Below are 25,455 nucleotides of genomic sequence, written 5' to 3' on the forward strand. Positions count from 1 at the left end.
GCCAGCGTTCAATCTGAGCCATGATCAAACTCTTCAATTAAACTTCTTTCGAAATATGAACTTTTTTTGGTAAGCACTCTTATAATGAGTGCCCACACAGATTGTCTTGTTGCAAATTGTTAAAGAACGTTTAGTGTTGTACCCGAAGGTTTTTACACTAGGTCACAGCCCTTTGGCGTTACCTGTAAATCTTGTTTGCTTAGTGAGTCCGTTAGGTCTCTCTCAAGCGGGAGGCGTATTCTACACTTCCGTTATTTGATGTCAACATTTTTATTTAGTTTTTTTGAATTTATTTCAAATCGCTAAATTGTCTCCATCCCGCTCCACACTTGCCTTACGGCGTGCTCTTAACTTCCTTATAAAGGTGATTAAGAAGAGACATTCTTTAAAGTTTGTCCCGAAGCGAGGCGCGCATTCTACAGACCATAATCGGAAGATCAAGCGCTATTTTAAAATAAATTGAAAAATCCGTTTGATTGCTGGTTTTTACGCCAAATATGGCACTTTTGCGGGATAAATAAACAATAAATAAGATGTAAGAAAGAGCCACTTATATTAGTAGCTAGAAAGTATTCGTATGTTGTCCATTACTTTCTACTAGTATGCCTTACTGAATAACCTTATTTAAATGACTTAAAACCAAGGGCTTTCAAATCATGCTTTGTTTTTTAGTTCCTACACTACTTATTATCTAGACAACGCCAAACATTAATATCAAAGATTCAATAAGAATCTAATTTGGAAAGCTCTGTAACTTTCACCTGTGTTTACATTATTTATTGAGCTTTAAGGAAATAAAGCCTTTCGAACAAAGTTATGTAAAAACACCTAAAAGTCGATTTTGAAAAACAATGGTAGTATTGTTTATTAAAGAAGAGCAGTTCATAAAGGTAGCAAAACATGCAAAAACCCATTTCGTCCTTTAAAGGCACAACTCCACAATTCGGAAATAAATGTTATGTAGATAATTCCAGTATCATAGTGGGTGATGTAATTTGTGGAGATGAGGTCAGTATATGGCCATTAGTTGCTGCTAGAGGAGATGTAAATAGTATCCGAATAGGTAACAGAACAAATGTTCAAGATGGTACCGTACTACATGTCACTCGCTCTAGTGTTAATAATCCACAGGGATATCCGTTGATTATTGGTGACGATGTAACTATTGGTCACAAATGCATGCTCCATGGTTGTACATTGGGAAACCGTATATTAGTTGGTATGGGTGCAATTATAATGGATGGCGTAGTAGTTGAAGACGATGTATTTGTAGGAGCCGGTTGTTTAGTCCCACCGAATAAAACCCTTGAAAGCGGTTATTTATATGTTGGCAGTCCAGCAAAGCAAGCACGAAAACTTAATGATTCAGAGTTAGCATTCTTAAAAATATCGGCTGACAACTACTTAGTCACTAAAGACGAATATTTAGCAGAAGTATAAAGGTCTACCTTTAAGTTACTGTTGATTGTAATAGTGTCTATCCAAGCAGCTCAGATTTAGAAAGCACAATATCGCCATTATGATTAAAACGTTCTTGCTCAATTAAAGAACTCAAATGCTCTTCAGCATCAAATTGATGAAGAGCATAAAACCCTTCCGCTTCATCTTGATTCACTTCAGTAATATAACAATTAATTAGCGCCCCGCTATTGATAGCGAGAATTTTGAGCCCTTCATATTGCAGGTCATATTCAAAACCATCAATTATTTGAATAGCCTGATTCATAACATACGTCTTATCTGTTGCATTACAGGTTCGATGTCTGGCATGTAGCCGCGCCACAATTTGAAACTATGGGCAGCCTGACCAATCAGCATACCTAACCCGTCACTGGTATTGGCAACACCTAAGGTTTTAGCTAGTTGTACAAAAACTGTTGGTTCAGAAAGGTAAACCATATCGTAGACCATATTTGCTCTAGATAAGACATACTCAGATATATCGGGGACTTGGCCGCTTAAACTCGCCGAAGTGCAGTTCACGATTAAGTCAAAAGGTTGTGACAAGCTGGCATTTACTTCAGCAAAATCTGCAGCGCAAACCTGATCATTGGCGAACCAATTAGCGAGTTCAGTGGCTTTCTGTTTAGTACGATTTACAATCGTAATATCTTTAACGCCTTGTTCTAATATGGGAAGAATCACTCCCCTTGCCGCGCCACCAGCACCAATCAGTAAAATTCTCGCATTCTCAAAATTGAAATTCTGATGTTTTAAATCTAACACCAAACCTGGTCCGTCAGTAGTTTCGCCTCTAAAGCGGTTTTCATCCAAACGAATAATAGTATTGATAGCACCCGCTTTCACCGCCGCGGGAGAAAGTTCGGTAACCCATTTAACGCCATCCTGTTTAAACGGACTAGTTATATTACAACCCTTGGCATTGGGATCGGCGAAAAATTCATCTAGGTTGGCTGAAAAATTACCTTTTTGACCTAAAATCTTTTGGTAATCAATGGTTTCCTGTCGTTGTTTTGCAAATGTTTGATGAATAAGTGGCGAACGACTTTGCTCTATAGGATTACCAAACACAGCATATTTATCGATATTCAAAATCTATAATTTCCCTTTGTCCTACTCATTTAGCCAATCTCTTGGTTTCAAAAATTCTTCAGTCAGTCGAGCTTCTGGTGTATTTGATTTTGTTTGAAAGTTATATTCCCAGCGCGCTAAAGGAGGCATGGACATCAAAATCGATTCTGTTCTTCCACCAGTTTGCAGACCAAACAACGTCCCTCGGTCATATACCAAATTAAATTCAACATAGCGGCCGCGACGATATAATTGAAATTCTCTTTCACGTTCCGAATAGGAGGTCTCTTTGCGTCGCTCAACGATTGGGATATAGGCATCTAGAAAACCATTACCAATGGATTTCATAAATTCAAACGATTGCTCAAATCCTAACTCGTTAAGATCATCGAAAAACAGACCACCAACCCCTCTAGTTTCATCACGGTGTTTAATATAAAAATATTTGTCACACCAGTCTTTATACTTTTCATACATACCTTCGCCGAATGGCAGGCATGCTTGCTTGGCAACACTATGCCAATGTTGTACATCTTCCATATAAGGATAAAAAGGGGTTAAGTCAAAACCACCACCAAACCACCAAACCGGATCTTCCCCTTCTTTCTCGGCTAAAAAGAATCGAACGTTAGCGTGAGAGGTGGGAACGTACGGATTTTTGGGGTGAATTACTAGGGACACACCCATTGCTTGGAAACTACGACCAACTAATTCAGGTCTGGCTGCAGTAGCGGAATCGGGTAATTGAGTGCCGAACACGTGGGAAAAGTTAACCCCCCCCTGCTCAATGACATGGCCATTGGTTAACACTCGAGTGCGACCACCACCACCCTCTTCACGCTGCCAATTATCCTGTTTAAACTGCTTTTTGCCATCCACCAACTCCAGTGTATGACAAATATCGTCTTGTAATTTTAGTAAAAATTGCTTTACCAAATCTATGTCGGGAGTACTAACTGAGTTCATATTTAACTTGCTCTTACGGTTTCACCGGTTATGCCATTGCGAATTTGACTCGGATTCTTTTGATTACCTAAAGCTCCATCTAAACACAAAAATGTTTTGCCAAATTGCCCGTAAACTTGTTCACTTGTTTTAGCCGGCTGCTCACCATTTAAATTAGCACTTGTTGAGACGATTGCACTGTCGACTAGTTCACACATTTTATTCACCAAAGGATGGTCACTTACCCGAACCGCGACTAAATCTGAACCACCCGTAATAAAATCAGGTGTTCCTGGCTTTTTAGGCAGCAACCAAGTGTTTGGTCCTGGCCAAGAATCATCGACTTCAGAAAGTATCATAGGATCAATTGCAGAAAAGTTTACAAATTTAGCCAGTTGCTGTTTATTACTAGCAATTAAAATCAGACCTTTTTCCATAGGCCTATTTTTTAGCGCCAACAACTTCATTACCGCAGCTTCATTAGTTGGGTCACAACCTAAGCCAAAAACGGCTTCAGTGGGATACGCAAAAATAGCGCCGCCCAAAAATTGTTGATTAAAATAGTGTGGGTTTTGACTTATGTCCATTTGATTAGGAATACTTAAAATTGAGACGTGGAGTGTAATGCAAATGGGGTAATGAAGAAAGTCGTCAGATAGAAATGAAGTTAATTGCTTTCAGCTGCAACCTTAGTACCACATTCTTTTTGCGGACATTGGTAATAAACCTTACCATCCCCTTTCTTTTCTATTAATACCGACCAATGACATTTAGGACAGGCTTTATCTACAGGCTGCGAATTTAAAATATATTTACACTTTGGGTAGCCATCACAGGCATAAAAACTTTTACCATATTTATTCGTACGTTTGATTAGTTTGCCTGTTTTACACGATGGACAGGCGATGTGGATGTCCTTTTGCTGTTTGACAGCTTCGATATGGTGGCAATCGGGATATCCGGTACAACCAATAAATAAACCAAATCGGCCTTTTTTAATCGCTAACGTTAAGCCACATTCAGGACATTCAGATCCATCAATTTGTTTGAGTTCGACGGTACTGTTGTCATGTAAGGGTTTGGCAAAATCACAGGATGGGTACTGACTACACCCTAGAAAAGCGCCGTTTTTACCTCGTTTAATTTGAAGTTTTGCGCCGCAGTCTGGACACACACCAAAGTCTCCATCGAGTGCGTGTTCATGAGCGGCAAAAAGAGTGTGATCGATTTTAGACATAATTGATCATGCCATTTGCTTCTCTTCGCAGTGGCCTATCGCCACAAATTTGACTACCTGAAATTTAATGCAAGGGGCCTTCTGGCTCTTCAAATAAAAGATCTTCCATTTGTGCATAGGCATTTTCTTTACCAGGCACATTAAACAGCACCATGAGCACAACCCACTTCAGATCTTCGAGACAAAATTCTTTAGAATCTATCTCCATCACTCTATCAACAACCATTTCTCTTGTTACTGAGTCTAAAACATTAATTTGCTCTAGAAACATCAAGAAACCACGGCATTGCACATCCAAACGCATTTCTTCTTCTTGCGTATAAATGCGGTTGACTAAAGCTCCACCAGACTTCACAAAATACGGATTAATATCCGTTTCTTGCAAAGCAGCTAACTTTTCTAACCACGACAACGCTTTATAGATTTCATCATGATGAAATCCAGCGCGCACAAGTTCGTCTGTCAATTCATCTTGATCAACACGAATTTCAGTTTCGCTATGAATGAAATTTTCAAACAGATACATGAGGATATCGAACATATTATTTACCCCTCAATTTGATGTAGCCCCCAGATACAGAGGCTACTAAACCACGCAACTCATATTCTAATAATTGCGCCAATACGACTTTAATCGGCATATCGCTACGTTGTACAACGACGTCTAACGCAGTAACGTCATAGTCTACACTATCTAACAATTTGTCGGTTGCCAAGCTTTCAATTGGACTTTTTTTGCTGTTTTTCGAATAATCCTTTAGAACACAAGAATTAAGGTTCTGAAACTCCTCTATAATGTCTTCTATGCTTGATACGAGTTTAGCGCCTTCTTTGATCAATAAATGAGCACCCTCACTGAGCGGGTTATTTATATTACCGGGTATAGCAAAAACGTCACGGTTTTGTTCAATAGCATATTTTGCAGTAATGAGAGAGCCGCTGCGAATAGCAGCTTCGATAACCAATACACCCAGAGATAGCCCACTGACGATACGATTTCTGCGGGGAAAGTTATGGGGCGTAGGTTTAGTATTCGCCCTAAACTCCGACAAAATCAACCCTCGATTCTCAACGATTTCTTCTGCTAGGCGAACATTTCGTTTAGGGTAAAGGTTATCTATCCCACTTCCTAACACTGCCAAAGTATTGCCGCCAACACTCAATGCCCCTTGATGCGCGCAGGTATCAATCCCCATCGCCAAGCCACTGGTTACAGTAAACCCTTGTTGCGCGAGCCCTTGGGCAAAATCAAATCCACAACCTTTGCCATAGTGACTCGGATTGCGGCTTCCCACCATAGCAACCTGATTAGAATCGAGTAGCTTTTTGTTTCCCCAACCAAAAAGTACGAAAGGGGGACGAGGAGTTTCAGCCAACAATTTTGGATAATCAGGGTGATTAGGATGAACAGCAAATCGCCAGGGATCTGCTGCAAGCCAATTGAGCTCTCTATCAATTGCTCGCCAGTCGGGAGAGCTAATAGCCTTTGCTTGTGCAGCATTAAAACCCAATTCAGTGAGTTGAGAGGATGAATACGCCAGCAAAGAATGAGCTGGTAATTTGTAGACGCTCTGAAACTTTTTTAACTTCCCCATACCAAAATGAGGAATCTGGTCCAAAGCCAACCAACAACGTAGTGCTTCTTCGGGATTGTGTGGCCCTGTTAATTGAGTATGCTTTTTTTGTTCACTTTGACGCACTTCCTGTGCCATGAGCTGTCCTTTGAATTATTTTATGGTTTCGCGACTATTGCTCCTTCACGAATAATTTTAGTGGAACGGGTAACCAATGCATAACTTGCTTTTTGGAATACTTTGAACACCACAACCTCCCCGACTTTTATTGCAGGTTGTTGCAACTCATCACTTCCATCAAAAAGGTTATCAACAAAATTACTTTCACCATCGTACTTGGGATTACTGCTTACTTGAATATTAGGCCCTTGAACATACACCCCTAACACCGTCCCTGGTTTTACCTTACGGCGCCCTAAATCAAGAATCACCACATCATATTTACCCAGCAACTTATGCTGTTCTAAACTACTTATTATTTGCCCTTTTTGCCTGGTTGCAGCCTTTAACTTCATACTACCAACTTGCATTCGTGCGCGAGGAAGTAACTTGTCTCCTCGTCGAGCTTCGAAATTTGCATCTTCTACAGTAACTAGATGTTGGCCAGCCACTTCACTTTCTAATGGGGTTGCATCTGCAACATGACGAATTTGAAACCCCAGTAGGTTGCCATATTGGTCACGGAGTTCATTTTGTTTTCTCACCACATTGTATTGTTCAGGGGTATCGGAGTCGGCTTTACTTAACACTAAGTCTCCAGACGCAAATGCCGTATTGCCATCTTGGTTACCTAACAAATATGGAAGCTGTTCGTACTCGTCTTCTTCCATAATAGTACTACTTTCGATATAGGGTTGAATAATCGTCCAAGGCAAAACATTAATTGGATGGACTGATTTTAATTCTTTGAGTCCCTCAGGCGAGAGCTTGATTTGCGGCTTAGGATCATCGCGAACGAGATCCAAAATAGGTTCACCTTGATCGTTATATCTTAGCCTTAGTTCGTCACCAGGATAAATTAAATGCGGATTGTTAATATGTACATTATTGCGCCATAACTCTGGCCACAACCAAGGCTTACTCAAGTACATATTGGAGATGTCCCAAAGAGTATCCCCTTTTTTAACCACATAAACTTGTGGCGCAGTTTGTTTAATATTAATTACGTCTGCAATTGTCGCCAATGGTAAAAACAATAGAATTACCAGAAGTTTACTCAATCTTTTGCCCATACCAACCTCATAATGCAGCGAACCTTGTTGTTAAGTATCGACCTAAACACTGATTTGCTTGATCGAACTTTCATTCTTTTTAGGCTAGAATAGCGCCTTAAATGATTCAATAGTGTATTTTATTGAACCGTATAGTAATTAATACTGACCCTGGGTACAGTTTTACAAAAAATGTACCTTAATTCACCAAAGTATAGTGTAGCTGAAGATCAAGATGGCCATTTTAAATGTATTAAAATTTCCCGACGAAAGGCTCAGAACAGTCGCTAAGCCTGTAGAGAAAGTCGACGGAGAAATTACAAAGTTAGTTGAAGACATGTTCGAAACCATGCGCGAAGAAAATGGTATTGGACTTGCTGCAACCCAGGTAAATGTGCATAAACGTGTTGTTGTTATGGACATTTCTGAAGACCAAAATACGCCTCGCGTATTTATTAATCCAGAAATTATAGAAATGGATGGTGAAGCTATCAGTGAAGAAGGCTGTCTATCTGTTCCTAACAATTACGCAAAAGTAGAACGTGCAGAACATGTTATTGTTAAAGCGCTCGATGCTGAAGGAAAAGAATTCACATTGGAAGCAGACGGCTTATTAGCTATCTGTATACAACATGAACTCGATCACCTAAAAGGCAAGTTATTTGTGGATTACCTGTCTCCCCTCAAGCGCAAACGTATCCGCAGTAAACTAGAGAAAGAAGCGCGCCTCGCCGCCCGAGCATCTTAATGTCTGGAGTGATACATTGAGCAAAAAATTGAATATCGTGTTTGCCGGTACACCGGACTTTGCGGCACAACATCTACAAGCACTGATTGAATCTGAACATAATATTATCGCAGTATACAGTCAACCAGATCGCCCTGCGGGACGGGGTAAAAAGCTACAAGCCAGTGCGGTTAAGCAATTAGCGCTGGAACACGACATTCATGTTGAACAACCGTTATCATTAAAAACCCCTGAAGCGCAGCAGCAATTAGCTGAACTTAATCCTGATATTATGATCGTTGTAGCCTATGGTTTGATACTGCCACAAGTCGTTTTAGATACCCCTCGATTAGGCTGCCTAAATGTTCACGGTTCTTTATTACCCCGTTGGCGCGGTGCAGCCCCTATCCAACGCGCCATTTGGGCGGGTGACGAGCAAACAGGCGTCACTATCATGCAAATGGATAAAGGGTTAGACACAGGGGCAATGTTGCTTAAAAAAGCGATTCCCATAGAAATGACCGATACCAGTGCCAGTTTATACAGTAAATTAGCAGAAATCGGCCCGGATGCATTACTAGAATGCTTAGATAGCATTGAGTCTATTAAACCGGAAATTCAAGACGACACACTTGCAAATTACGCGCAGAAACTAAGTAAACAAGAAGCCCTTATTGATTGGACAATGTCTGCAGAGCAAATCGAACGTAACGTTCGAGCTTTCAATCCTTGGCCGGTAGCTTACTTCGAGCTAACCCCAGAGGGGAACGAACAAACTATTGCAATCAAACTTTGGGAGGCTAGTATTGTTGATACTGGAACCACAAACTCCGAATCGCCAGGGAAAATTATTTCAGTTAGCAAAAAAGGTATTGAAGTAGCCACTGGAGAAAACAATTTATTGCTCACCAAATTACAAATACCCGGTAAAAAACCGATGCTGGTAACAGACTTAATCAATGCAAGAAAAAATTGGTTCGTTACGGGTCAATCCCTTCCGTGAATTCTTCTTCTGATAAACAACGAATGAAAAAAACTAGTAAAACCTTGCGCGCTGATACCGCTAAGGTACTTTATCAAATATTAGAAAATGGTCAGTCTTCACGCGAGTCCCTGCCAAAAATTCAAGAATTATATTCAGATAAAGATAAAGCTTGGTTGCAAGAGATGGTATTTGGCGTATTGCGCCAACTTCCTGTATTACAGAGCTGGTTAAGACAACTATTAGATAAACCCCTTAAAAACAAATACAAAGTAGCTGAACACCTGATTATGTTGGGCTTTTACCAACTGGCGTTCACCCGTGTGTCGACTCACGCGGCAGTTTCTGAAACCGTGGCCGCCGCTCGACAACTTAAAGTAGAGCCACTTAAAGGTTTGATCAACGCATTACTACGTAACTTTATACGACAAGAATTAGCCCAGCAAACTATTAATGATCCACAAGTAAGTTCTGGCTTGCCCAAATGGCTATTCAAACGACTTCAAGTGGCTTATCCCGATCAACTTGAGGAACTCTGTGTATCAATGCAGCAAAAGCCGCCAATTTGGTTGCGGATAAATACCCGACAAACCAATGTCGAATCGTTTAAAAAGCGGTTAGATGAACAAGGGGTTGAATATAGTCAAAGCGAAGAACACCTCGATGGCCTGATTCTCAGCAAAGGGCAAGACATCACTCAGTTGCCCGGTTATCAACAAGGTTTATTTGCAGTTCAAGATGGAGCAGCCCAATTGGCTGCTGGTTATTTAGACACTCAGGAGAATGATTTAGTATTAGATTGTTGTGCAGCGCCTGGTGGTAAAACCTGCCACATTCTGGAACGTCAGCCAAACTTACAGAAGTGTATAGCTCTCGATATTGATGATTCGCGATTGGATAGAGTGCGAGAAAATTTAACTCGATTAAATTTAGATGCAGAATTGGTAGCTGCAGACGCCCTGGATACAAGCAGTTGGTGGGATGGACAATTGTTCGACCGTATTTTACTTGATGCCCCCTGTTCCGCAACCGGAGTAATAAGGCGTCACCCAGATATTAAATGGCTTCGTAAAAACGCGGATATAGAAGCGCTAGTTGATTTACAAAAGCAAATACTCGTAACCATGTGGCAATTATTAAAGCCAGGCGGAACATTAATTTATGCAACCTGCTCGATTTTACCTGAAGAGAATCATCTACAAATTACTGAGTTTTTAAACAACAATGGGGATGCGACTCTTAGCAAATTAAGTGAACATGACAAAATCTCGCCACCGGGCAGGCAAATTCTTCCCGGCGAAAAACAAATGGATGGTTTCTATTATGCGAGGCTGCTAAAGTCCTCTAATGCAACATAAATTGTTTCGAATTTAACACATCATGAAAATTATAATACTAGGCGCGGGTCAAGTAGGAGGCACATTAGCCGAGAACTTGGTTGGTGAGAAGAACGAAATTACCATTATCGATTCAGATTTAGATACTTTGCGGTCGTTACAAGACCGGCTAGATCTGAGAGTGGTACACGGGGTGGGTTCTCATCCAGATATTTTAGAAAAAGCCGGTGCCGAAGACGCTGATATGCTGATTGCTGTGACTAATAGTGATGAAAGTAACATGATGGCCTGTCAGGTTGCCCACTCCTTGTTTAATACACCGACTAAAATCGCTCGAGTACGCTCGGAACAATATATTATTCATCAAGACAAACTGTTTCATCATCAAGATATTCCTGTCGATCACTTAATCGCACCAGAACAGTTAGTTACCAAAGCCATTAAACGCTTAATTGATTATCCAGGCGCATTGCAGGTTGTAGAATTTGCAGATGGAAAAGCCAGCCTAGTGGCAGTAAAAGCCTATTATGGTGGTCTGTTAGTTGGTCATGCGTTGTCAACTTTGCGCGATCATATGCCCAATGTTGAGACACGAGTAGCAGCTATTTATCGACGCGGCAGGCCCATAAGACCCTTAGCTTCAACGGTAATAGAAGCCGATGACGAAGTGTTTTTTATTGCTGCAACTAAACATATTAGAGCGGTGATGAGCGAACTTCAGAAACTCGAATCTAGCTACAAACGAATTATGATTGCAGGTGGTGGCCTGATAGGAGCAGGACTGGCAAAGCGCTTAGAGCACAATCATAACGTCAAGTTAATTGAATATTCTCAAGAACGAGCCAAATACCTATCAGCACATTTAGATAAAACCATCGTTTTTTGTGGCGATGCATCCGACCATGAATTATTAACCGAAGAAAATGTGCGGCAAGTTGACGCTTTCATTGCTGTCACCAATGACGATGAAGCAAACATTATGTCGGCCATGTTAGCCAAACGACTGGGCGCACAAAAAGCAATGGTTCTAATCCAGAGAAGCGCCTATGTTGATTTGGTACAAGGCGGCGAAATTGATATTGCCTTTTCTCCTCAGCAAGCAACGATTTCTGCCCTACTCACTCATATTCGACGTGGCGATATCGTCAATGTTTATTCATTGCGCAGAGGCGCGGCGGAAGCCATAGAAGCCATCGCCCATGGTGACCAGAGTACCTCAAAAGTTATTGGCAAAAATATTAGGGACATAAAGTTACCACCGGGAACAACCATAGGTGCAATAGTGCGTCAGGATGAAGTAATCATTGCCCATAGCACCACATCAATTGAAGCAAATGATCACGTTATTTTATTTTTAGTTGATAAAAAATTCATTTCAGACGTTGAAAAACTATTCCAACCAAGTGCTTTCTTTTTAGGCTAGTTAAACAAAAGTTGTATATTCGCAATAGCGTAAAATATGCTAAATTACGGCACTATTGCAGTTAAACCCGTTGATTAATCTTCAACTTTTTACAGAGACAAAAAATGAAACATATCGCTATTCTACTTACTGTTGCTACATTGACTTTTTCAGCCCAATCCCATGCCGAAGGCTGGTTTGATTCATTAAAAAGCATGTTTGGATTCAGTGAAGAAGCTGAAGAAAATACCCCTACATCAAGTGCGATGGTGGGCAGTTTAATTGAAAACTTAAACGTTGATCCGTCACAAGCTGAAGGTGGCCTGGGCTCGCTGTTCAATTACGTTAAAGGCAATTTAAGCGCAGACAAATTTAACCAACTATCAGAAACCTTGCCAGGCATTAATGAACTCATTAATGCTGCACCTGATGTCAGTGAACTCAAAAGCACTGATGGTTTAGGTTCACTCTTAGACAAAGCATCTGAATACAGTGACTCAGTTAAAGCCATTAACGAAGTGAAAAAACAATTTGAAGCATTGGGCCTTAACCCCGAAATGATTATGCAATATGTAGAACAAGCCAAAAGCTATTTAGACACAGAAGAAGGCAAACAAGCGAAAGATCTGCTTATGCAAGGTTTTCAAGGTTTACTAAACTAAGTATTTTATAAAGACAAACCTCTATAGCACAGGCGCAGCTATCTTAGCTGCGCCAAAATGTTGGAGAAAATAGCACTAACAAAGAAAAGACTTCAAGACGCCCAAACAGCATCGCCACAATTAACAACCATTTCCCAGAATCTGAGACATCGGCGAAAGTACCTGCTACCGTGCCCAAACCAGGACCTAAATTATTAAGTGTTGCCGCCGTCGCTGAAAACGCGGTTAAATTGTCCATACCTGTCGCTATCAAGCCAATCATAATCACCACAAATATCATGGCATATGCCGAAAAGAAGCCCCATACCGCTTCTACAACTCGCTCAGGCATGAGACGATCGCCTAACTTAACTGAGTATACCGCTTTAGGGTGGATAAGCCGCTCTACTTCTCGCTTACCTTGCAAGTAAAGAAGAAATACCCGAATTACCTTTAACCCGCCACCCGTAGAACCCGCGCAGCCACCAATAAAGCTGGCGAAGATTAATAGTATTGGCAGGAAGACTGGCCAACTGGAAAAGTCCGTAGTAACAAACCCAGCCGTGGTGCTAATAGACACGGCTTGAAATATTGCCTGATTAAAAGCAGTTTCTGCGCTGCCAAAAATCTGATGATTTACCAACACTAAAAAGCAAATCAAAATCAATACAAATTGAATAAAAAAGAACGCTTTAAATTCTGGATCGTAAATATAACCTCGTAAGGTTCGTCCACTCGCCGCAGCATAATGCAGCGCAAAATTTAATGCCGCTATCCACAAAAACACGACGCAAATAAGGTTAATTACTGGGCTATTAAAGTGCCCTATGCTAGCGTCATAAGTGGAAAATCCACCAATAGCGATGGTCGAGAATGAATGGCAGACCGCGTCAAACCAATCCATGCCAGCAGCCCAATAAGCAATTGAGCAGGTAACCGTAAGCGTAAGGTAGATATACCATAGGTGTTTTGCTGTATCTGCGATCCGCGGAGTCATTTTAGAATCTTTGACCGGACCCGGGGTTTCGGCACGGTACAACTGCATACCACCTACGCCTAAAATAGGCAGGATAGCAACGGCTAAAACAATAATCCCCATGCCCCCCAACCATTGTAGTTGTTGGCGGTAAAACTGTACCGATTTGGGAAGGTACTCGATACCTTCGATTACAGTTGCCCCCGTAGTGGTGAGAGCCGAGAAGGATTCAAAAAAAGCATCAGTTACCGTCATTCTGGGTTGATCAAGTAACAAAAATGGAAATGCACCAAAGCTTGCTAACACCACCCAAAATAAAACAACTATTAGAAACCCTTCTTTAGCGCGCAAATCATTTCGGTGACGTCTGTTTGGATACCAAATGGCTAAACCGGTAAACAAGATCAAAAAGAAAGCCAGAATGAAGGGTAAACCACTGCCGTCTTCAAATATCAATGAGATTATTGCAGGAAACAACATTGTTGAGCTAAATAATGCAACCAACAACCCCAAAATACGAATGATAGTGCGGTATTGCATCATTGGGAGTTCAGCCTATTTAGTCGTTGCTGTTTCCATGGGGAGTTTAGGTTCATATTAGTTGCATCTCTAACAAGACGGAATCTTGTATCTTTTAAGGTTTTTATTTTATGCAATTATTATCTGCAAAGGCTCAAGGCTCAAATCTAAAGTACTAATTGCAAATAATCTAGGTTTAAAATCTTGTTTTTTCTTAACGTGTAAAATTCGCGGCTTTTTAACCACAATAAAAAATGCTTTTTCGTTAGCCTTTTAACCATGAGGCAAAGGGAATTGCAATCCGTTTAATAAAGTTTTTTCTTCGTGTTAGTTCCATCAATTGCAATTTGGAACTCGTTATGATTAAAGAAGTCGAAAAGTAAGTAAGCACCAACAAACAACCTATAAGTTAAAATTTTTTCGCTTAATGAATACGCTTTCATTTGTATACTATCTAACCTACAGCCCTTTATTTATATGGCTTATGCAAATGGGTATTTTAACCACTGTGTTTTGATTCAAAAATAGTTTAAGCCTGAGCCTTCATTAATATTTTTAATGTGGTACATTACTGCCCTGCTCGATTTTCAGCTAATCAGAATCTGTCGATTTGCCAAGATAAATGGAACTTAGATGAGCAGTTCGGTTTTATAATTCTATTAGTTTTAGAATGGTAGAACTGCTAGACAAAGTTGGGACGACAAGCTAAGTCAAAATCTAGTATAAACGTCTAGTTTAAAATGTTATCCACAAGATAATAAAAAAAATAAGTTAAAGGATATTCTCTCTTCCTAATAACGAAAAGTACAGCCTGTAAGGCTTTGAGAACATTAAAAAGATTTATTTTTGATGCGCGCAATGCTGCCTGAAACTTTTTGTCTACAAAGTTATCCACAACTTTGAAGGTAGATGATTCCCAGTTTATGTGGCATTCTGACGCCTTTTCCAGCTTAATCAATATGGATCTTCTATGGCTTCAGTTCCAAATAATCCCTTTATCCTAGTAGACGGCTCATCCTATCTATTTAGAGCCTTCCACGGTATGCCTCCGTTAACCAATTCTAAGGGGCAGGACACGGGAGCGATTTACGGCGTAGTAAACATGCTTCGTAGTCTAATACAACAGTACTCTCCCACCCACATGGCCGTTATTTTTGATGCTAAAGGCAAAACCTTTAGAGATGATATTTATCCTGAATACAAAGCTAACCGTCCTCCCATGCCCGATGAGCTTAGAAGTCAGATTGCACCTTTACATGCAATCATCAAAGCAATGGGATTACCCTTGATTGTAGAAGATGGGGTCGAAGCCGACGACGTCATAGGGACACTCGCACAACAAGCGACTGAGCAAGGAATTCCTACCTTAATCAGTACCGGCGATAAAGATATGGCGCAACTGGTTAATGAGCATGTCACTTTGATCAATACCATGAATAATCACATAATGGATACACAAGGAGTTATTGAAAAATTTGGTATACCCGCAAATTTAATCATCGACTTCTTAGCCCTTAAGGGAGACAAAGTCGATAATATTCCAGGGGTGCCAGGTGTTGGTGATAAGAGCGCTTTGGGTCTATTACAAGGTATTGGCAGCATTGACGAAATCTATAAAAACCTAGATAAAATTGCCGACCTCGAATTCAGAGGGGCCAAAAAAATGGCCGATAAAATGCGAGAATTCGAAACACAAGCACGATTGTCATACGAACTAGCTACCATTAAGCTTGATGTGAAACTTGAGTTTGGACCAACCGAGCTAAGCCCTACTCCACCCGTTCATGAAGAACTCGTAGAATTGTTCAAAGAGTATGAATTTAAGCGCTGGTTGGCCGAAGCAACTGATGGCCGCAGTATTCTCAGCTCTGCCAGTAAAACGAAAAACAACACCGCAAAAATAGATGAAACTGATATTACTACGCCGCCAAAAGTAACAGAAACAGCCTACATTACAATTCTTACGGAAGCCGAATTAGACGAATGGCTAGTTCGCTTAGAACAGGCGGAATTGTTCGCTTTTGATACCGAAACTACGAGCTTGAACTACATGCAAGCAGAACTGGTTGGCATGTCTTTCTCGATTAAAGAAGGCGAAGCCGCTTATTTACCGTTGGCACATGATTATGCAGATGCGCCCGAGCAACTTGATCGCGCCATGGTGTTAGAAAAATTCAAACCTTTGTTGGAAAGCGAATCCCACAAGAAGGTTGGTCAGCACCTTAAGTATGACAAAAATGTACTGGCAAACTACGATATTGAATTACGCGGTATTCAATTCGACACCATGTTAGAGTCATACGTTCTCAATAGTGTTGCTTCGCGTCACGACATGGACAGCCTATCAAAATACTACCTAGAACATAACACTATTAGTTTCGAGGAAATTGCCGGTAAAGGTGCTAAGCAATTAACCTTTAATCAAATTCCCTTAGAGCAAGCTTCCCCATATGCCGCAGAAGACGCAGATATCACCTTGCGTTTGCACCAAGAATTATGGCCAAAGTTGTGCGAACACGAATCCCTTAAAAACGTATTGCTCAATATTGAAGTACCATTAGCATCGGTGTTATCGAAGATGGAGCAAAGAGGCGTTTTAATAGACAGTCAAACACTTTTACAACAAAGCCAAAATCTTGCATCGCGGATAATCCAACTAGAAAAAGAAGTCCATGAAATGGCTGGCGAAGAGTTTAATCTGGGCTCAACCAAACAATTACAAGAAATTTTATTTAAAAAACTAGACTTACCTGTTTTGAAAAAAACCCCCAAAGGCGCTCCATCAACGGCCGAAGAAGTCTTGCAAGAGCTCGCGTTAAACTACCCCGTTCCAAAATTAATAATGGAATATAGAGGGTTAACAAAACTCAAGAATACCTACACGGATAAACTGCCGAAAATGATAAACCCTAGAACTGGCAGAGTTCATACTAGTTACCATCAAGCAATTGCGGCCACAGGACGATTATCATCCACCGAACCGAATTTACAAAACATTCCAATTAGAACGGAAGAAGGCAGAAAAGTTAGGCAAGCCTTTATTGCAAGGAAAGGCTACAAAGTAGTTGCCGCCGATTATTCTCAAATTGAATTACGAATAATGGCTCACCTTTCAGAAGATAAGGGGCTATTGGAAGCCTTTTCTTCTGGTAAAGATGTGCATAAAGCCACTGCAGCAGAAGTATTTGGTGTCGAATTGGAAAAGGTAACAACTGACCAAAGGCGCAGCGCTAAAGCAATTAATTTCGGGTTAATTTATGGCATGTCGGCATTTGGCTTAGCCAAACAGTTAAATATTCCAAGGCAAGATGCCCAGAAATACATGAACTTGTACTTTGAGCGATACCCTGGCGTACTAAAATATATGGAACAAACTCGTGTCGCCGCAAAAGAAGATGGCTATGTTTCTACTGTATTTGGCCGCCGTTTGTATCTGCCAGACATCAATGCTAGTAACGGTATGAGACGTCAAGGTGCAGAACGGGCAGCAATCAATGCGCCCATGCAAGGCACCGCTGCAGATATCATTAAAATGGCCATGTTAAAGGTAGATGATTGGATAGAAAGCCTGAAAAATGATGATGTTCAAATGATCATGCAAGTTCATGATGAACTGGTTTTTGAAATAAAAGAACAAAAAATTAAAGAATATACCGAATCCATCATTTCTCTAATGGAAAATGCATGCGACCTCTCAGTCCCTTTGATAGTAGAGGCTGGAGAAGGTAAAAACTGGGATGAAGCTCATTAAAAAACTAAATATCCGATACGCTCCCTTGCTATTTTTGTAATAATATTACGAAAAAATTTGATTTTTTCAATTCGATAGCTAGAATGAGCTTTGTAGGGTACAGAGGTTAACTTATTTTAAGTTAGATATACCTTTGCTTTCGACCCCAGCAATTTGCTGGGTTTTTTTTATGCGTTTTTAAAAGAAAAACCGTTCTTTTTTGTCCACACCAACCCGCTAACGTTTTTATATACCCCGTCGGCCGAAGTAAATTCATAAGCCAGACTATTCGTTTATGACGTCGTCAAACTTGGGTCGAGTAGCCGAGTTTTGGCAATGTAAAATCGAATAATATCGAAAAAAATGAATTTTTATTGCTAAGAGATGAACTTTATTGAAATTAGCGACTCTGAATATACGGTTTTTATGTGTTTTCTCTCTATCCTATGCCCCTTCCTGTGAAGGGGCTTTTTTATTTCATAAGGGTAAATTAAAGTTTCTAGGGAATAAAAATCACGCTTAACCTGAAGTAGCGGGGTATTATTCAATAACCTCTTCATTGTCTGTATAGCCTAACCATCTATCTAACTCTCTTTCGACGTTATCCAGCCCTAACCCACTTAATGAAGAAAAAGCATGCACTGTTACATCACCACAAAAAGCCATCGAGGCCTCCCTTGCCATTAGCAGTTGAGCCTTGCGTTTACCCGATTTTAATTTATCCGCTTTGGTTAATAGTGCTAACACCGGCAAGTCTCGCTCTACTGCCCAATAAATTAACTGTTGGTCTAAGTCTTTGAATGGGTGACGGATATCCATTAACACCACTAACCCCTTGAGGCTTTTACGCACTTGTAAATATTCCCCCAGAGATTTTTGCCATTTCAATTTCATTTCCAATGGCACTTTTGCATAACCATAACCAGGCAAATCTACTAATCTTCGCCCCTCTTCGATCTCAAATACGTTGATTAGCTGGGTCCTACCTGGTGTTTTACTCGTTCTGGCGAGGTTTTTTTGACGTGTAAGACGATTCAATGCGCTGGATTTTCCTGCATTCGAGCGACCAGCAAAAGCGATTTCAACTCCCTCATCATTTTCTAGATGACGGATATCTGGAGCGCTGGTAATAAATTTGGCGTGACTGTAATGACTCACTCTAACTCTCTTTTGAAAACTGTAATTAGGGGTGTATTTCAGGCATAGTATACCAGTTAACTGCATTTATTAGGCTAAAACACTGAAATATCCACACAATTATTCGGGAAATGATTTTATCGCGCCGTTAAATGTGTAAAATACTGGTATTCTATTAACCAATGCATAAGATGTTTTGAGAGTCACTATGAAAAGATTGGGTTTGTTGGTGTGTTTGACCGTCGGTTTTTCAGCTTCGGTTTTTGCCAAGGGCGACGCACAAGCGGGTGAAGGGTTAGTTACAAGCAAAGGCTGTATAGCCTGTCATGGTGCCGATGGAAATAGCCCATTGGATATTTATCCATCCATTGCCGGCCAACACGCTGAATATATTGCAAAGCAGCTCAGAGAATTAAAATTAGGTGGAGAGACCGCCGGTGCAGAAGGTCGCTACGACCCTGTAATGAGTTCGCAAGCAGCGCTACTGAATGAGCAAGAAATGTTAGATCTTGCAGCATTTTTAGCAAGTCAGGAAGCAAAGCCAGGAACCACTCCTGAAGATGTGGTAGAAAAAGGCGGTCAACTTTATCGTGGTGGTGACTTAGATCGCGGTATTACAGCATGTATCGCATGTCACGGCCCTAGAGGAAATGGCTTAGGTTTAGCTGGATTTCCAGATATTAGTGGACAAAAAGCGGCTTACTTAAAATCTCAGTTAGAAAAATTCAAAGCTGGGACCCGAGCGAATGACTTAAACGGAATGATGCGAGATATCGCAGCTAAATTGACTGATGAAGATATCGAGACTCTTTCTCAGTACTTAGGTGGCCTCCACTAAATCAATCTGTTAAGCAATGAACAAAGTGAAAAGTGAACCTTTAGACCAAAAGGTTCACTTTTTTTGTTTATTGTATGTAAATAAGTTGTAAAATTAATTTTTTGGTGTATTCTTTTTCACAAATAAAAAGAAGGATAAGCAAATCTTATAAGATTTGTCAGGGAAGTTAGAACAGTTAATAACAATAATAAACGGCTGTTCATTGAGGTTCCATTTTGGAAATTATGGATTAACTATAAAGTGTCAGGAAGACCCAAAACAATATAAAAGCTTCGTGAAAAAAAATAAAAAGTGAAGTGTAAGACAAGGATAGCTATAACGGTTTAGGATGAACACGTAACGGGAGAAGTGTCATACGACACTCTATATCTAAAAGGCAACAGGCTTCTGTTGCCTTTTTTCTTATCTATCAGTTCTTTATGCCTTCACGTCTAGTCTCTTTCTAAGCTCGGTTATCCACTTTTGATGCTACCTTTTCAAGGTCGTATTCATTAATCTCGTTAGTCAATCCAAGTGACTGCATTTATCTGAACATTAAATCTGTATAACTGGGTTTAAAATGCGTTAACATAGCGAATTAATTTAATATGGCAATCAATTATGGCTAGAATAAAGAAATCACGTAAAGTTGGACGCATAGGTGTTCCAAAAGAAAGTTGGGCGCCACGGAAACCGAAAGATCCGAACAACACTAAACCCAAAAAGCATAAAGGCAATCCATCAGGAAGTCGTCATAGTGCGGTGGAGTTAAATAAACAAACTCCTCAGCAGCCTAAACAAAATGATCCAAGAGTTGGCAGTAAAAAACCGATTCCATTGATTGCAGAGCCAAAAGAATTCATATCGAAACCGAATCCAAGCAAGCCGAAATATTTCTCCCCTGCCCAAGAACTAGCAGAGCTGGAAAATAACGACCGTTTAAATGATCTACTCGACCAAATGGATAGCGGTGCAACATTAAGGGCTGAAGACAAAAGTTACGTTGAGAAAAAACTAGCAAGGCATAGAGAATTATGTGAATTGTTAGGTATCAACTTGGAATCTGAAGCCAACCTTGGTCAAGAGGAAAGCAATGAAGACGATCCTTTTGCTCGTTTTGAGTCTATCAATATCGATGAATATAAGTAGGAGATAAGTTTTTGTCGATTTTAGAGTACACGTTAATAGCAGTAGCAATTTTGATCATTAGCGCACTTAGTTTTTATGCAGGCAAATTACTGTTTCAGTTAAAGCGTCAGAACCAGGTACAGCGAAAAGCCAGACAAGAACGCGTGGTCAGAATTATGGAAAGTGTTCACACTATCGCTTGGGCCGTTGAACAACAGCAATGCAACTTATCTGAAGGAGCTATTAGATTGGTTAATTTGTTAGATAGTGTGCCGGTAGAGTCACCTCCGAACTGCAAACGAGATTACCCTAATTTATACAGCCTCTTTCTAGCGGTTAGGGAATTACCAACCCATCAGCAGCGTAAGGATTTACCTGCAGAAGTAAGAGCTCAACAAGACCAAAACAGAGAAGAACAAGAAGCAAAACTTGAGTCCGGCATTCTAAAAGAAATGGTAATGATACGGTCTTTAAGTTTTAACTAGCTCAGTTTAAACGCCTGTAAAGTGGTTGAAATCTACTCTGCCCTCTAGCCTTGGAGGTTTTCAATCAGTCTATCGGGCGGCCTTAAGGAAATGAATGGCACAGCTAATTTAAATACTGTGTATAGCGTTCATGTGGCTTCATGTAATTGGTTTTGAAAATTCAGCCTATAATAACCACACTTGACTGAGCTCAACGAACCACCATTTCGCCGAATCACTCCCCGCATATTGAATCGTCTGGTTACAACATCCAGCAAAAACTGATGGTAAAGCAAATCAGGTTTAGTGCTGAAACATCTCAAGTGGGATGGGTTTTAATTTAATGATAGATAATGGCCAGATTAACGATATTCTGTATTCCACCTTATACCCGTTTATAACAATGACAATCTGTGGTGTGGTCATTAACCAGTCCAACGGCTTGCATAAACGCATAGCAAATCGTTGTACCAACAAAACTAAAACCTTTTTTCTTTAAGGCTTTCGCCATTTGGTCAGACTCTGGAGTTGAAGTGGGCACTTCATTAGGGTTACGCCAATGATTTTTTATCACGCGATGATCCACAAAGCTCCAAATAAAATCCGCGAACTCAATGCCCTCTTCCTGCATTTTCAAGAAAGCATGAGCGTTGTTAATAATAGATTTTATTTTTAAACGATTTCTGACAATACCTTTGTTTAACATTAAACGTTCAACATCTTCATCACCCATCGATACAATTTTAGTCGGTTCAAAATCATGAAACGCAGCCTCGTAGTTTTGTTGTTTTTTAAGGATGGTTATCCAGCTTAACCCTGCTTGCTGCCCATCTAGGCACAATTTAGCGAACAATTCTTTGGGATCGTATACGGGTATGCCCCATACTTTATCGTGGTATTCTTGATAGATGGGGTCTTTCCCCGCCCAACTGCAGCGCTTTAAATCCACTCTCTTTCCTTATTTTTGGTAAAATTCTCGATAACTTGGGTTCAACATGCATGTTTATTACAATATTCGTTGATTTAGCCTACATTCAAAGCAAGACAAAAGGTATACTGGCGGGCATTTTTTTAGTAACCGTTAATGTAGTGATTGTTCATGCAAAAGTTTGACATAAAGACGTTTCAGGGTCTCATCCTTGCTTTACAGGATTTTTGGGCCCGTCAAGGCTGCGTAATTATCCAGCCATTAGACATGGAAGTGGGTGCAGGTACCTTCCACCCTATGACATTTTTAAGGTCTTTAGGACCTGAGCCGATAAGCAGTGCCTATGTGCAACCTTGTCGTCGTCCTACCGATGGCCGTTATGGTGAGAATCCCAATCGCCTGCAGCACTACTATCAGTTCCAGGTTATGCTAAAGCCATCCCCTGATAATATTCAAGAGCTTTATCTAGACTCCCTTAGAGAGTTAGGTTTTGATCCTCTAGTACATGATATTCGCTTTGTGGAAGACAACTGGGAATCCCCTACTTTGGGTGCTTGGGGTCTAGGCTGGGAAATATGGTTAAACGGTATGGAAGTCACGCAGTTTACTTATTTCCAACAAGTTGGTGGACTTGAATGCGCGCCAGTAACAGGTGAAATTACCTATGGTTTAGAGCGTCTAGCCATGTACATCCAAGGCGTAGATAGTATCTACGACCTAGTCTGGACAGATGGCCCTATGGGTAAAGTGACATATGGCGATGTTTTTCATCAAAACGAAGTCGAACAATCTGCCTATAATTTTGAACATGCCGATGTTAAAGCCTTATTTGGAACCTTTGATCAATGCGAAAAGGACAGCCAACGAATGATAGAAGCCGGATTACCCTTACCAGCTTATGAGCAAGTTATGAAAGCATCCCATGCATTCAATATGCTAGATGCACGTCATGCAATTTCCGTAACCGAACGTCAACGTTACATACTGCGCGTGCGCACGCTAGCCAAAGCCGTTGCAGAGACCTATTACCAAAGTCGAGAAAAACTCGGTTTCCCCATGTGTAAAGACGAAGTAACCAAGGGAGATAAAGGTAATGCGTAAAGACAATCTGTTAGTTGAACTTGGTACAGAAGAGCTACCTCCAAAAGCACTAAAAAATCTAGCTCAGGCTTTTTGTGAGAATATTAAATTAGGCCTACAGGCAGCAGATTTAAGTTTTGATGAGATTGAAAGCTTCGCTTCACCAAGACGTTTAGCGGTAAAAGTTATCGCTCTGGCTGAAAAGCAGCTTGATAAAGAAGTCGAAAAGCGCGGACCTGCAGTGAGCGCAGCATTTGATGACCAAGGCAACCCTACAAAGGCTGCCGAAGGTTGGGCGCGCTCAAACGGCATTAGTGTCGACCAGGCACAACGCTTAAAGACTGACAAAGGTGAATGGTTATTGCACGTAGCGAGCGTCGCTGGACAGTCACTGTCTTCATTATTAGAAGATATAGTGGCAACGGCACTGAAAAAATTGCCAATACCTAAAGCCATGCGCTGGGGCGATAAAAAAATCCAGTTTATACGACCTGTACATACCCTGTGTATGCTTTACGGCGATACTCTGGTTGCGGGCTCAGTTTTAGGTTTAGAGTCTGCTAGAACCATTAATGGACACAGATTTCACGGCGAGCCCAGTTTTGAGCTAACTCACGCTGATGACTATCAAAGCCAATTGAAAAATCATTATGTCATCGCCGATTATCAAACGCGCCAGGATATCATCAAACAGCAACTTCAAGAGGCAGCGGCTAAAGAAAGTGGTGTAGTTGAGCTAGAACAAGATTTATTGGATGAGGTAACAGCTTTGGTTGAATGGCCAGTTGTGCTGGTGGCCAATTTTGAAGATGAATTCTTACAAGTACCCAAAGAAGCGTTAATCTACACCATGAAAGGCGACCAAAAGTACTTCCCGATGTTAGACGAAAATGGCCAACTTAAATCGCGATTTTTGTTTGTGAGTAACATTGAAAGTAAAGATCCAGCGCAAGTTATCCACGGCAACGAGAAAGTCATTCGTCCACGTTTATCCGATGCACGCTTTTTCTTTGAAACCGATAAAAAGCGCACTTTGGAAAGCCGCCTAGATAGTTTGGAAACGGTTTTATTCCAAAAACAATTAGGCACCCTAGCAGATAAATCTCGTAGAATTTCGGAATTAGCGGCAAAGATTGCCAAGCATATCGGTGCTGATGAAAGCCAAGCAGCCCGCGCTGGTTTATTATCAAAAACCGATTTGATGACTGAAATGGTTATGGAGTTCCCAGATGTACAAGGTATTATGGGAATGCATTACGCCAATCATGATGGCGAAGATGAAGTGGTAGCAAACGCCCTAAACGAGCAATATATGCCACGTTTTGCTGGTGATGACCTACCCCAATCCAAAGTCAGTTGTGCAGTCGCTCTTGCCGATAAATTAGATACCCTAGTAGGTATTTTCGGAATAGGGCAATTACCTAAAGGTGACAAAGACCCCTTTGCCCTAAGACGTGCCGCCATTGGTATACTTAGAATTGCCGTAGAGCTTAAGCTTCCCATTGATTTGGCTGATCTTGTTGCTGATGCTTACCTATTATTGAAAGAAAAAGTGAGTAACGATGAGTCCCAAGAACAAGTTGTTGATTTTATTTTAGGAAGATTTAGAACCTGGTATCAGGAACAAGGCATTGAAGTTGATGTCATACAAGCAGTACTCTCTAGACGCCCTACTTCACCAGCGGATTTCGATGCTCGCATCAACGGTGTGAAGCAATTTAAGTTGCTGCCTAGTGCCCAAGCATTAGCTGCTGCAAACAAACGCGTAGCGAATATTTTGGATAAGAATAAGGTGTCGGATGAATACAAACTGGATAGCAGTTTGTTAATCGAAGCCGAGGAGAAGCACTTAGCCGATGAAATAGCCCGCATTCAAGAAGAAGTTTCGCCGCTACTTGCAAAGGGTGATTACGAAGCTGTGTTACAGGTTCTATCACAACTAGCAAGCAGTATCGACGCGTTCTTTGATAATGTAATGGTTATGGCAGACGATCAATCCATTAAAAATAATCGTCTAGCACTGCTATTGCAATTACGTCAGTTGTTCTTAAAGTGTGCTGACATATCCTTATTAAGACACGAATAGAA

The 25,455-nt window shown here is 40.7% G+C and carries 23 protein-coding genes; 12 read left to right on the plus strand and 11 right to left on the minus strand.

Annotated elements, in window-relative coordinates; all coding sequences use genetic code 11:
• Nucleotides 1-900: 900 nt before the first annotated feature.
• Nucleotides 901-1,440, plus strand: a complete 540-nt coding sequence (locus ACYVIL_RS16010; RefSeq protein WP_460313434.1) for a gamma carbonic anhydrase family protein — start codon at nt 901-903, stop codon at nt 1,438-1,440.
• 37 nt (nt 1,441-1,477) lie between these two features.
• Here ACYVIL_RS16010 and ACYVIL_RS16015 read toward each other — a convergent pair whose 3' ends face one another.
• The 8 genes from ACYVIL_RS16015 to ACYVIL_RS16050 form a co-directional block, all read right to left on the minus strand.
• On the minus strand, nt 1,478-1,726 hold the full coding sequence (locus ACYVIL_RS16015) for a DUF1488 family protein (protein ID WP_303477069.1): 249 nt from the start codon (nt 1,724-1,726) through the stop codon (nt 1,478-1,480).
• Complete coding sequence (gene aroE, locus ACYVIL_RS16020; protein WP_460313436.1) at nt 1,723-2,553, minus strand: shikimate dehydrogenase; 831 nt, start codon at nt 2,551-2,553, stop codon at nt 1,723-1,725. The genes ACYVIL_RS16015 and aroE overlap by 4 nt, the downstream gene beginning before the upstream one ends.
• 21 nt (nt 2,554-2,574) lie before the next feature.
• Nucleotides 2,575-3,498, minus strand: coding sequence for an oxygen-dependent coproporphyrinogen oxidase (gene hemF, locus ACYVIL_RS16025; protein WP_460313438.1), 924 nt, complete (start codon nt 3,496-3,498; stop codon nt 2,575-2,577).
• A gap of 2 nt (nt 3,499-3,500) precedes the next feature.
• A complete protein-coding gene (locus tag ACYVIL_RS16030; RefSeq protein WP_460313440.1) occupies nt 3,501-4,064 on the minus strand; it encodes a Sua5/YciO/YrdC/YwlC family protein in 564 nt (187 codons plus the stop codon).
• A gap of 80 nt (nt 4,065-4,144) precedes the next feature.
• Nucleotides 4,145-4,714 carry a DNA topoisomerase family protein gene (locus ACYVIL_RS16035; protein WP_303477079.1) on the minus strand — a complete coding sequence of 190 codons (570 nt, stop codon included), beginning with the start codon at nt 4,712-4,714 and terminating at the stop codon, nt 4,145-4,147.
• Nucleotides 4,715-4,778: 64 nt separating this feature from the next.
• A complete protein-coding gene (locus ACYVIL_RS16040; protein ID WP_303477080.1) occupies nt 4,779-5,255 on the minus strand; it encodes a DUF494 family protein in 477 nt (158 codons plus the stop codon).
• A gap of 1 nt (nt 5,256) precedes the next feature.
• Entirely contained in the window at nt 5,257-6,426 is a 1,170-nt protein-coding gene (gene dprA / locus ACYVIL_RS16045) for a DNA-processing protein DprA (RefSeq protein WP_303477082.1), read from the minus strand.
• Nucleotides 6,427-6,446: 20 nt separating this feature from the next.
• The gene (locus tag ACYVIL_RS16050) at nt 6,447-7,508 is read right to left on the minus strand and encodes a LysM peptidoglycan-binding domain-containing protein (RefSeq protein ID WP_303477084.1); all 1,062 of its coding nucleotides are present in this window, start codon (nt 7,506-7,508) and stop codon (nt 6,447-6,449) included.
• A gap of 226 nt (nt 7,509-7,734) precedes the next feature.
• Here ACYVIL_RS16050 and def point away from each other — a divergent pair, with 226 nt between their 5' ends.
• The 5 genes from def to ACYVIL_RS16075 all read left to right on the plus strand — a co-directional run bounded on the left by def (nt 7,735) and on the right by ACYVIL_RS16075 (nt 12,609).
• The gene (gene def / locus ACYVIL_RS16055) at nt 7,735-8,247 is read left to right on the plus strand and encodes a peptide deformylase (RefSeq protein WP_303477087.1); all 513 of its coding nucleotides are present in this window, start codon (nt 7,735-7,737) and stop codon (nt 8,245-8,247) included.
• A 16-nt stretch (nt 8,248-8,263) separates the two neighbouring features.
• Nucleotides 8,264-9,229 (plus strand): methionyl-tRNA formyltransferase, encoded by a 966-nt coding sequence (gene fmt, locus ACYVIL_RS16060; RefSeq protein ID WP_460313444.1) that lies wholly within the window; start codon nt 8,264-8,266, stop codon nt 9,227-9,229.
• A gap of 23 nt (nt 9,230-9,252) precedes the next feature.
• On the plus strand, nt 9,253-10,566 hold the full coding sequence (gene rsmB, locus ACYVIL_RS16065) for a 16S rRNA (cytosine(967)-C(5))-methyltransferase RsmB (protein ID WP_460313446.1): 1,314 nt from the start codon (nt 9,253-9,255) through the stop codon (nt 10,564-10,566).
• Between the two features lie 22 nt (nt 10,567-10,588).
• Nucleotides 10,589-11,968: a Trk system potassium transporter TrkA gene (gene trkA / locus ACYVIL_RS16070; RefSeq protein WP_303477091.1), complete on the plus strand. Its 1,380-nt coding sequence runs from the start codon at nt 10,589-10,591 to the stop codon at nt 11,966-11,968.
• A 104-nt stretch (nt 11,969-12,072) separates the two neighbouring features.
• The gene (locus ACYVIL_RS16075; RefSeq protein WP_303477094.1) at nt 12,073-12,609 is read left to right on the plus strand and encodes a DUF2780 domain-containing protein; all 537 of its coding nucleotides are present in this window, start codon (nt 12,073-12,075) and stop codon (nt 12,607-12,609) included.
• 43 nt (nt 12,610-12,652) lie between these two features.
• Here ACYVIL_RS16075 and ACYVIL_RS16080 read toward each other — a convergent pair whose 3' ends face one another.
• Nucleotides 12,653-14,104, minus strand: coding sequence for a TrkH family potassium uptake protein (locus ACYVIL_RS16080; protein WP_303477172.1), 1,452 nt, complete (start codon nt 14,102-14,104; stop codon nt 12,653-12,655).
• Between the two features lie 949 nt (nt 14,105-15,053).
• Between ACYVIL_RS16080 and polA the strand changes: the two genes are divergently transcribed.
• Nucleotides 15,054-17,834, plus strand: a complete 2,781-nt coding sequence (polA, locus tag ACYVIL_RS16085; protein WP_460313448.1) for a DNA polymerase I — start codon at nt 15,054-15,056, stop codon at nt 17,832-17,834.
• A gap of 519 nt (nt 17,835-18,353) precedes the next feature.
• Here the strand turns inward: polA and yihA are convergent.
• Entirely contained in the window at nt 18,354-18,971 is a 618-nt protein-coding gene (gene yihA / locus ACYVIL_RS16090) for a ribosome biogenesis GTP-binding protein YihA/YsxC (protein WP_303477097.1), read from the minus strand.
• Between the two features lie 187 nt (nt 18,972-19,158).
• Here yihA and ACYVIL_RS16095 point away from each other — a divergent pair, with 187 nt between their 5' ends.
• From ACYVIL_RS16095 to ACYVIL_RS16105, 3 genes are all read left to right on the plus strand, one after another.
• Complete coding sequence (locus ACYVIL_RS16095; protein WP_303477099.1) at nt 19,159-19,788, plus strand: c-type cytochrome; 630 nt, start codon at nt 19,159-19,161, stop codon at nt 19,786-19,788.
• A 600-nt stretch (nt 19,789-20,388) separates the two neighbouring features.
• The gene (gene yihI / locus ACYVIL_RS16100; RefSeq protein WP_460313451.1) at nt 20,389-20,916 is read left to right on the plus strand and encodes a Der GTPase-activating protein YihI; all 528 of its coding nucleotides are present in this window, start codon (nt 20,389-20,391) and stop codon (nt 20,914-20,916) included.
• An 11-nt stretch (nt 20,917-20,927) separates the two neighbouring features.
• Entirely contained in the window at nt 20,928-21,380 is a 453-nt protein-coding gene (locus tag ACYVIL_RS16105; RefSeq protein WP_460313453.1) for a DUF2489 domain-containing protein, read from the plus strand.
• A 364-nt stretch (nt 21,381-21,744) separates the two neighbouring features.
• Here ACYVIL_RS16105 and ACYVIL_RS16110 read toward each other — a convergent pair whose 3' ends face one another.
• Nucleotides 21,745-22,308, minus strand: coding sequence for a DNA-3-methyladenine glycosylase I (locus ACYVIL_RS16110; protein ID WP_460313455.1), 564 nt, complete (start codon nt 22,306-22,308; stop codon nt 21,745-21,747).
• A gap of 150 nt (nt 22,309-22,458) precedes the next feature.
• Here ACYVIL_RS16110 and glyQ point away from each other — a divergent pair, with 150 nt between their 5' ends.
• Together glyQ and glyS are read left to right on the plus strand one after the other, a co-directional pair.
• Nucleotides 22,459-23,388, plus strand: a complete 930-nt coding sequence (gene glyQ / locus ACYVIL_RS16115) for a glycine--tRNA ligase subunit alpha (protein ID WP_303477111.1) — start codon at nt 22,459-22,461, stop codon at nt 23,386-23,388.
• Nucleotides 23,381-25,453: a glycine--tRNA ligase subunit beta gene (gene glyS / locus ACYVIL_RS16120; RefSeq protein ID WP_303477113.1), complete on the plus strand. Its 2,073-nt coding sequence runs from the start codon at nt 23,381-23,383 to the stop codon at nt 25,451-25,453. The genes glyQ and glyS overlap by 8 nt, the downstream gene beginning before the upstream one ends.
• Nucleotides 25,454-25,455 lie beyond the last annotated feature (2 nt).

The organism is Aliiglaciecola aliphaticivorans, from assembly GCF_054782055.1.

Coding starts and splice junctions, on each gene's coding strand:
- ACYVIL_RS16010 (WP_460313434.1), top strand. CDS start 901: ATGCAAAAACCCATTTCGTCCTTTAAAGGCACAACTCCACAATTCGGA.
- ACYVIL_RS16015 (WP_303477069.1), bottom strand. CDS start 1,726: ATGAATCAGGCTATTCAAATAATTGATGGTTTTGAATATGACCTGCAA.
- hemF (WP_460313438.1), bottom strand. CDS start 3,498: ATGAACTCAGTTAGTACTCCCGACATAGATTTGGTAAAGCAATTTTTA.
- ACYVIL_RS16030 (WP_460313440.1), bottom strand. CDS start 4,064: ATGGACATAAGTCAAAACCCACACTATTTTAATCAACAATTTTTGGGC.
- ACYVIL_RS16035 (WP_303477079.1), bottom strand. CDS start 4,714: ATGTCTAAAATCGATCACACTCTTTTTGCCGCTCATGAACACGCACTC.
- ACYVIL_RS16040 (WP_303477080.1), bottom strand. CDS start 5,255: ATGTTCGATATCCTCATGTATCTGTTTGAAAATTTCATTCATAGCGAA.
- dprA (WP_303477082.1), bottom strand. CDS start 6,426: ATGGCACAGGAAGTGCGTCAAAGTGAACAAAAAAAGCATACTCAATTA.
- def (WP_303477087.1), top strand. CDS start 7,735: ATGGCCATTTTAAATGTATTAAAATTTCCCGACGAAAGGCTCAGAACA.
- rsmB (WP_460313446.1), top strand. CDS start 9,253: ATGAAAAAAACTAGTAAAACCTTGCGCGCTGATACCGCTAAGGTACTT.
- trkA (WP_303477091.1), top strand. CDS start 10,589: ATGAAAATTATAATACTAGGCGCGGGTCAAGTAGGAGGCACATTAGCC.
- ACYVIL_RS16075 (WP_303477094.1), top strand. CDS start 12,073: ATGAAACATATCGCTATTCTACTTACTGTTGCTACATTGACTTTTTCA.
- ACYVIL_RS16080 (WP_303477172.1), bottom strand. CDS start 14,104: ATGCAATACCGCACTATCATTCGTATTTTGGGGTTGTTGGTTGCATTA.
- polA (WP_460313448.1), top strand. CDS start 15,054: ATGGCTTCAGTTCCAAATAATCCCTTTATCCTAGTAGACGGCTCATCC.
- ACYVIL_RS16095 (WP_303477099.1), top strand. CDS start 19,159: ATGAAAAGATTGGGTTTGTTGGTGTGTTTGACCGTCGGTTTTTCAGCT.
- yihI (WP_460313451.1), top strand. CDS start 20,389: ATGGCTAGAATAAAGAAATCACGTAAAGTTGGACGCATAGGTGTTCCA.
- glyQ (WP_303477111.1), top strand. CDS start 22,459: ATGCAAAAGTTTGACATAAAGACGTTTCAGGGTCTCATCCTTGCTTTA.
- glyS (WP_303477113.1), top strand. CDS start 23,381: ATGCGTAAAGACAATCTGTTAGTTGAACTTGGTACAGAAGAGCTACCT.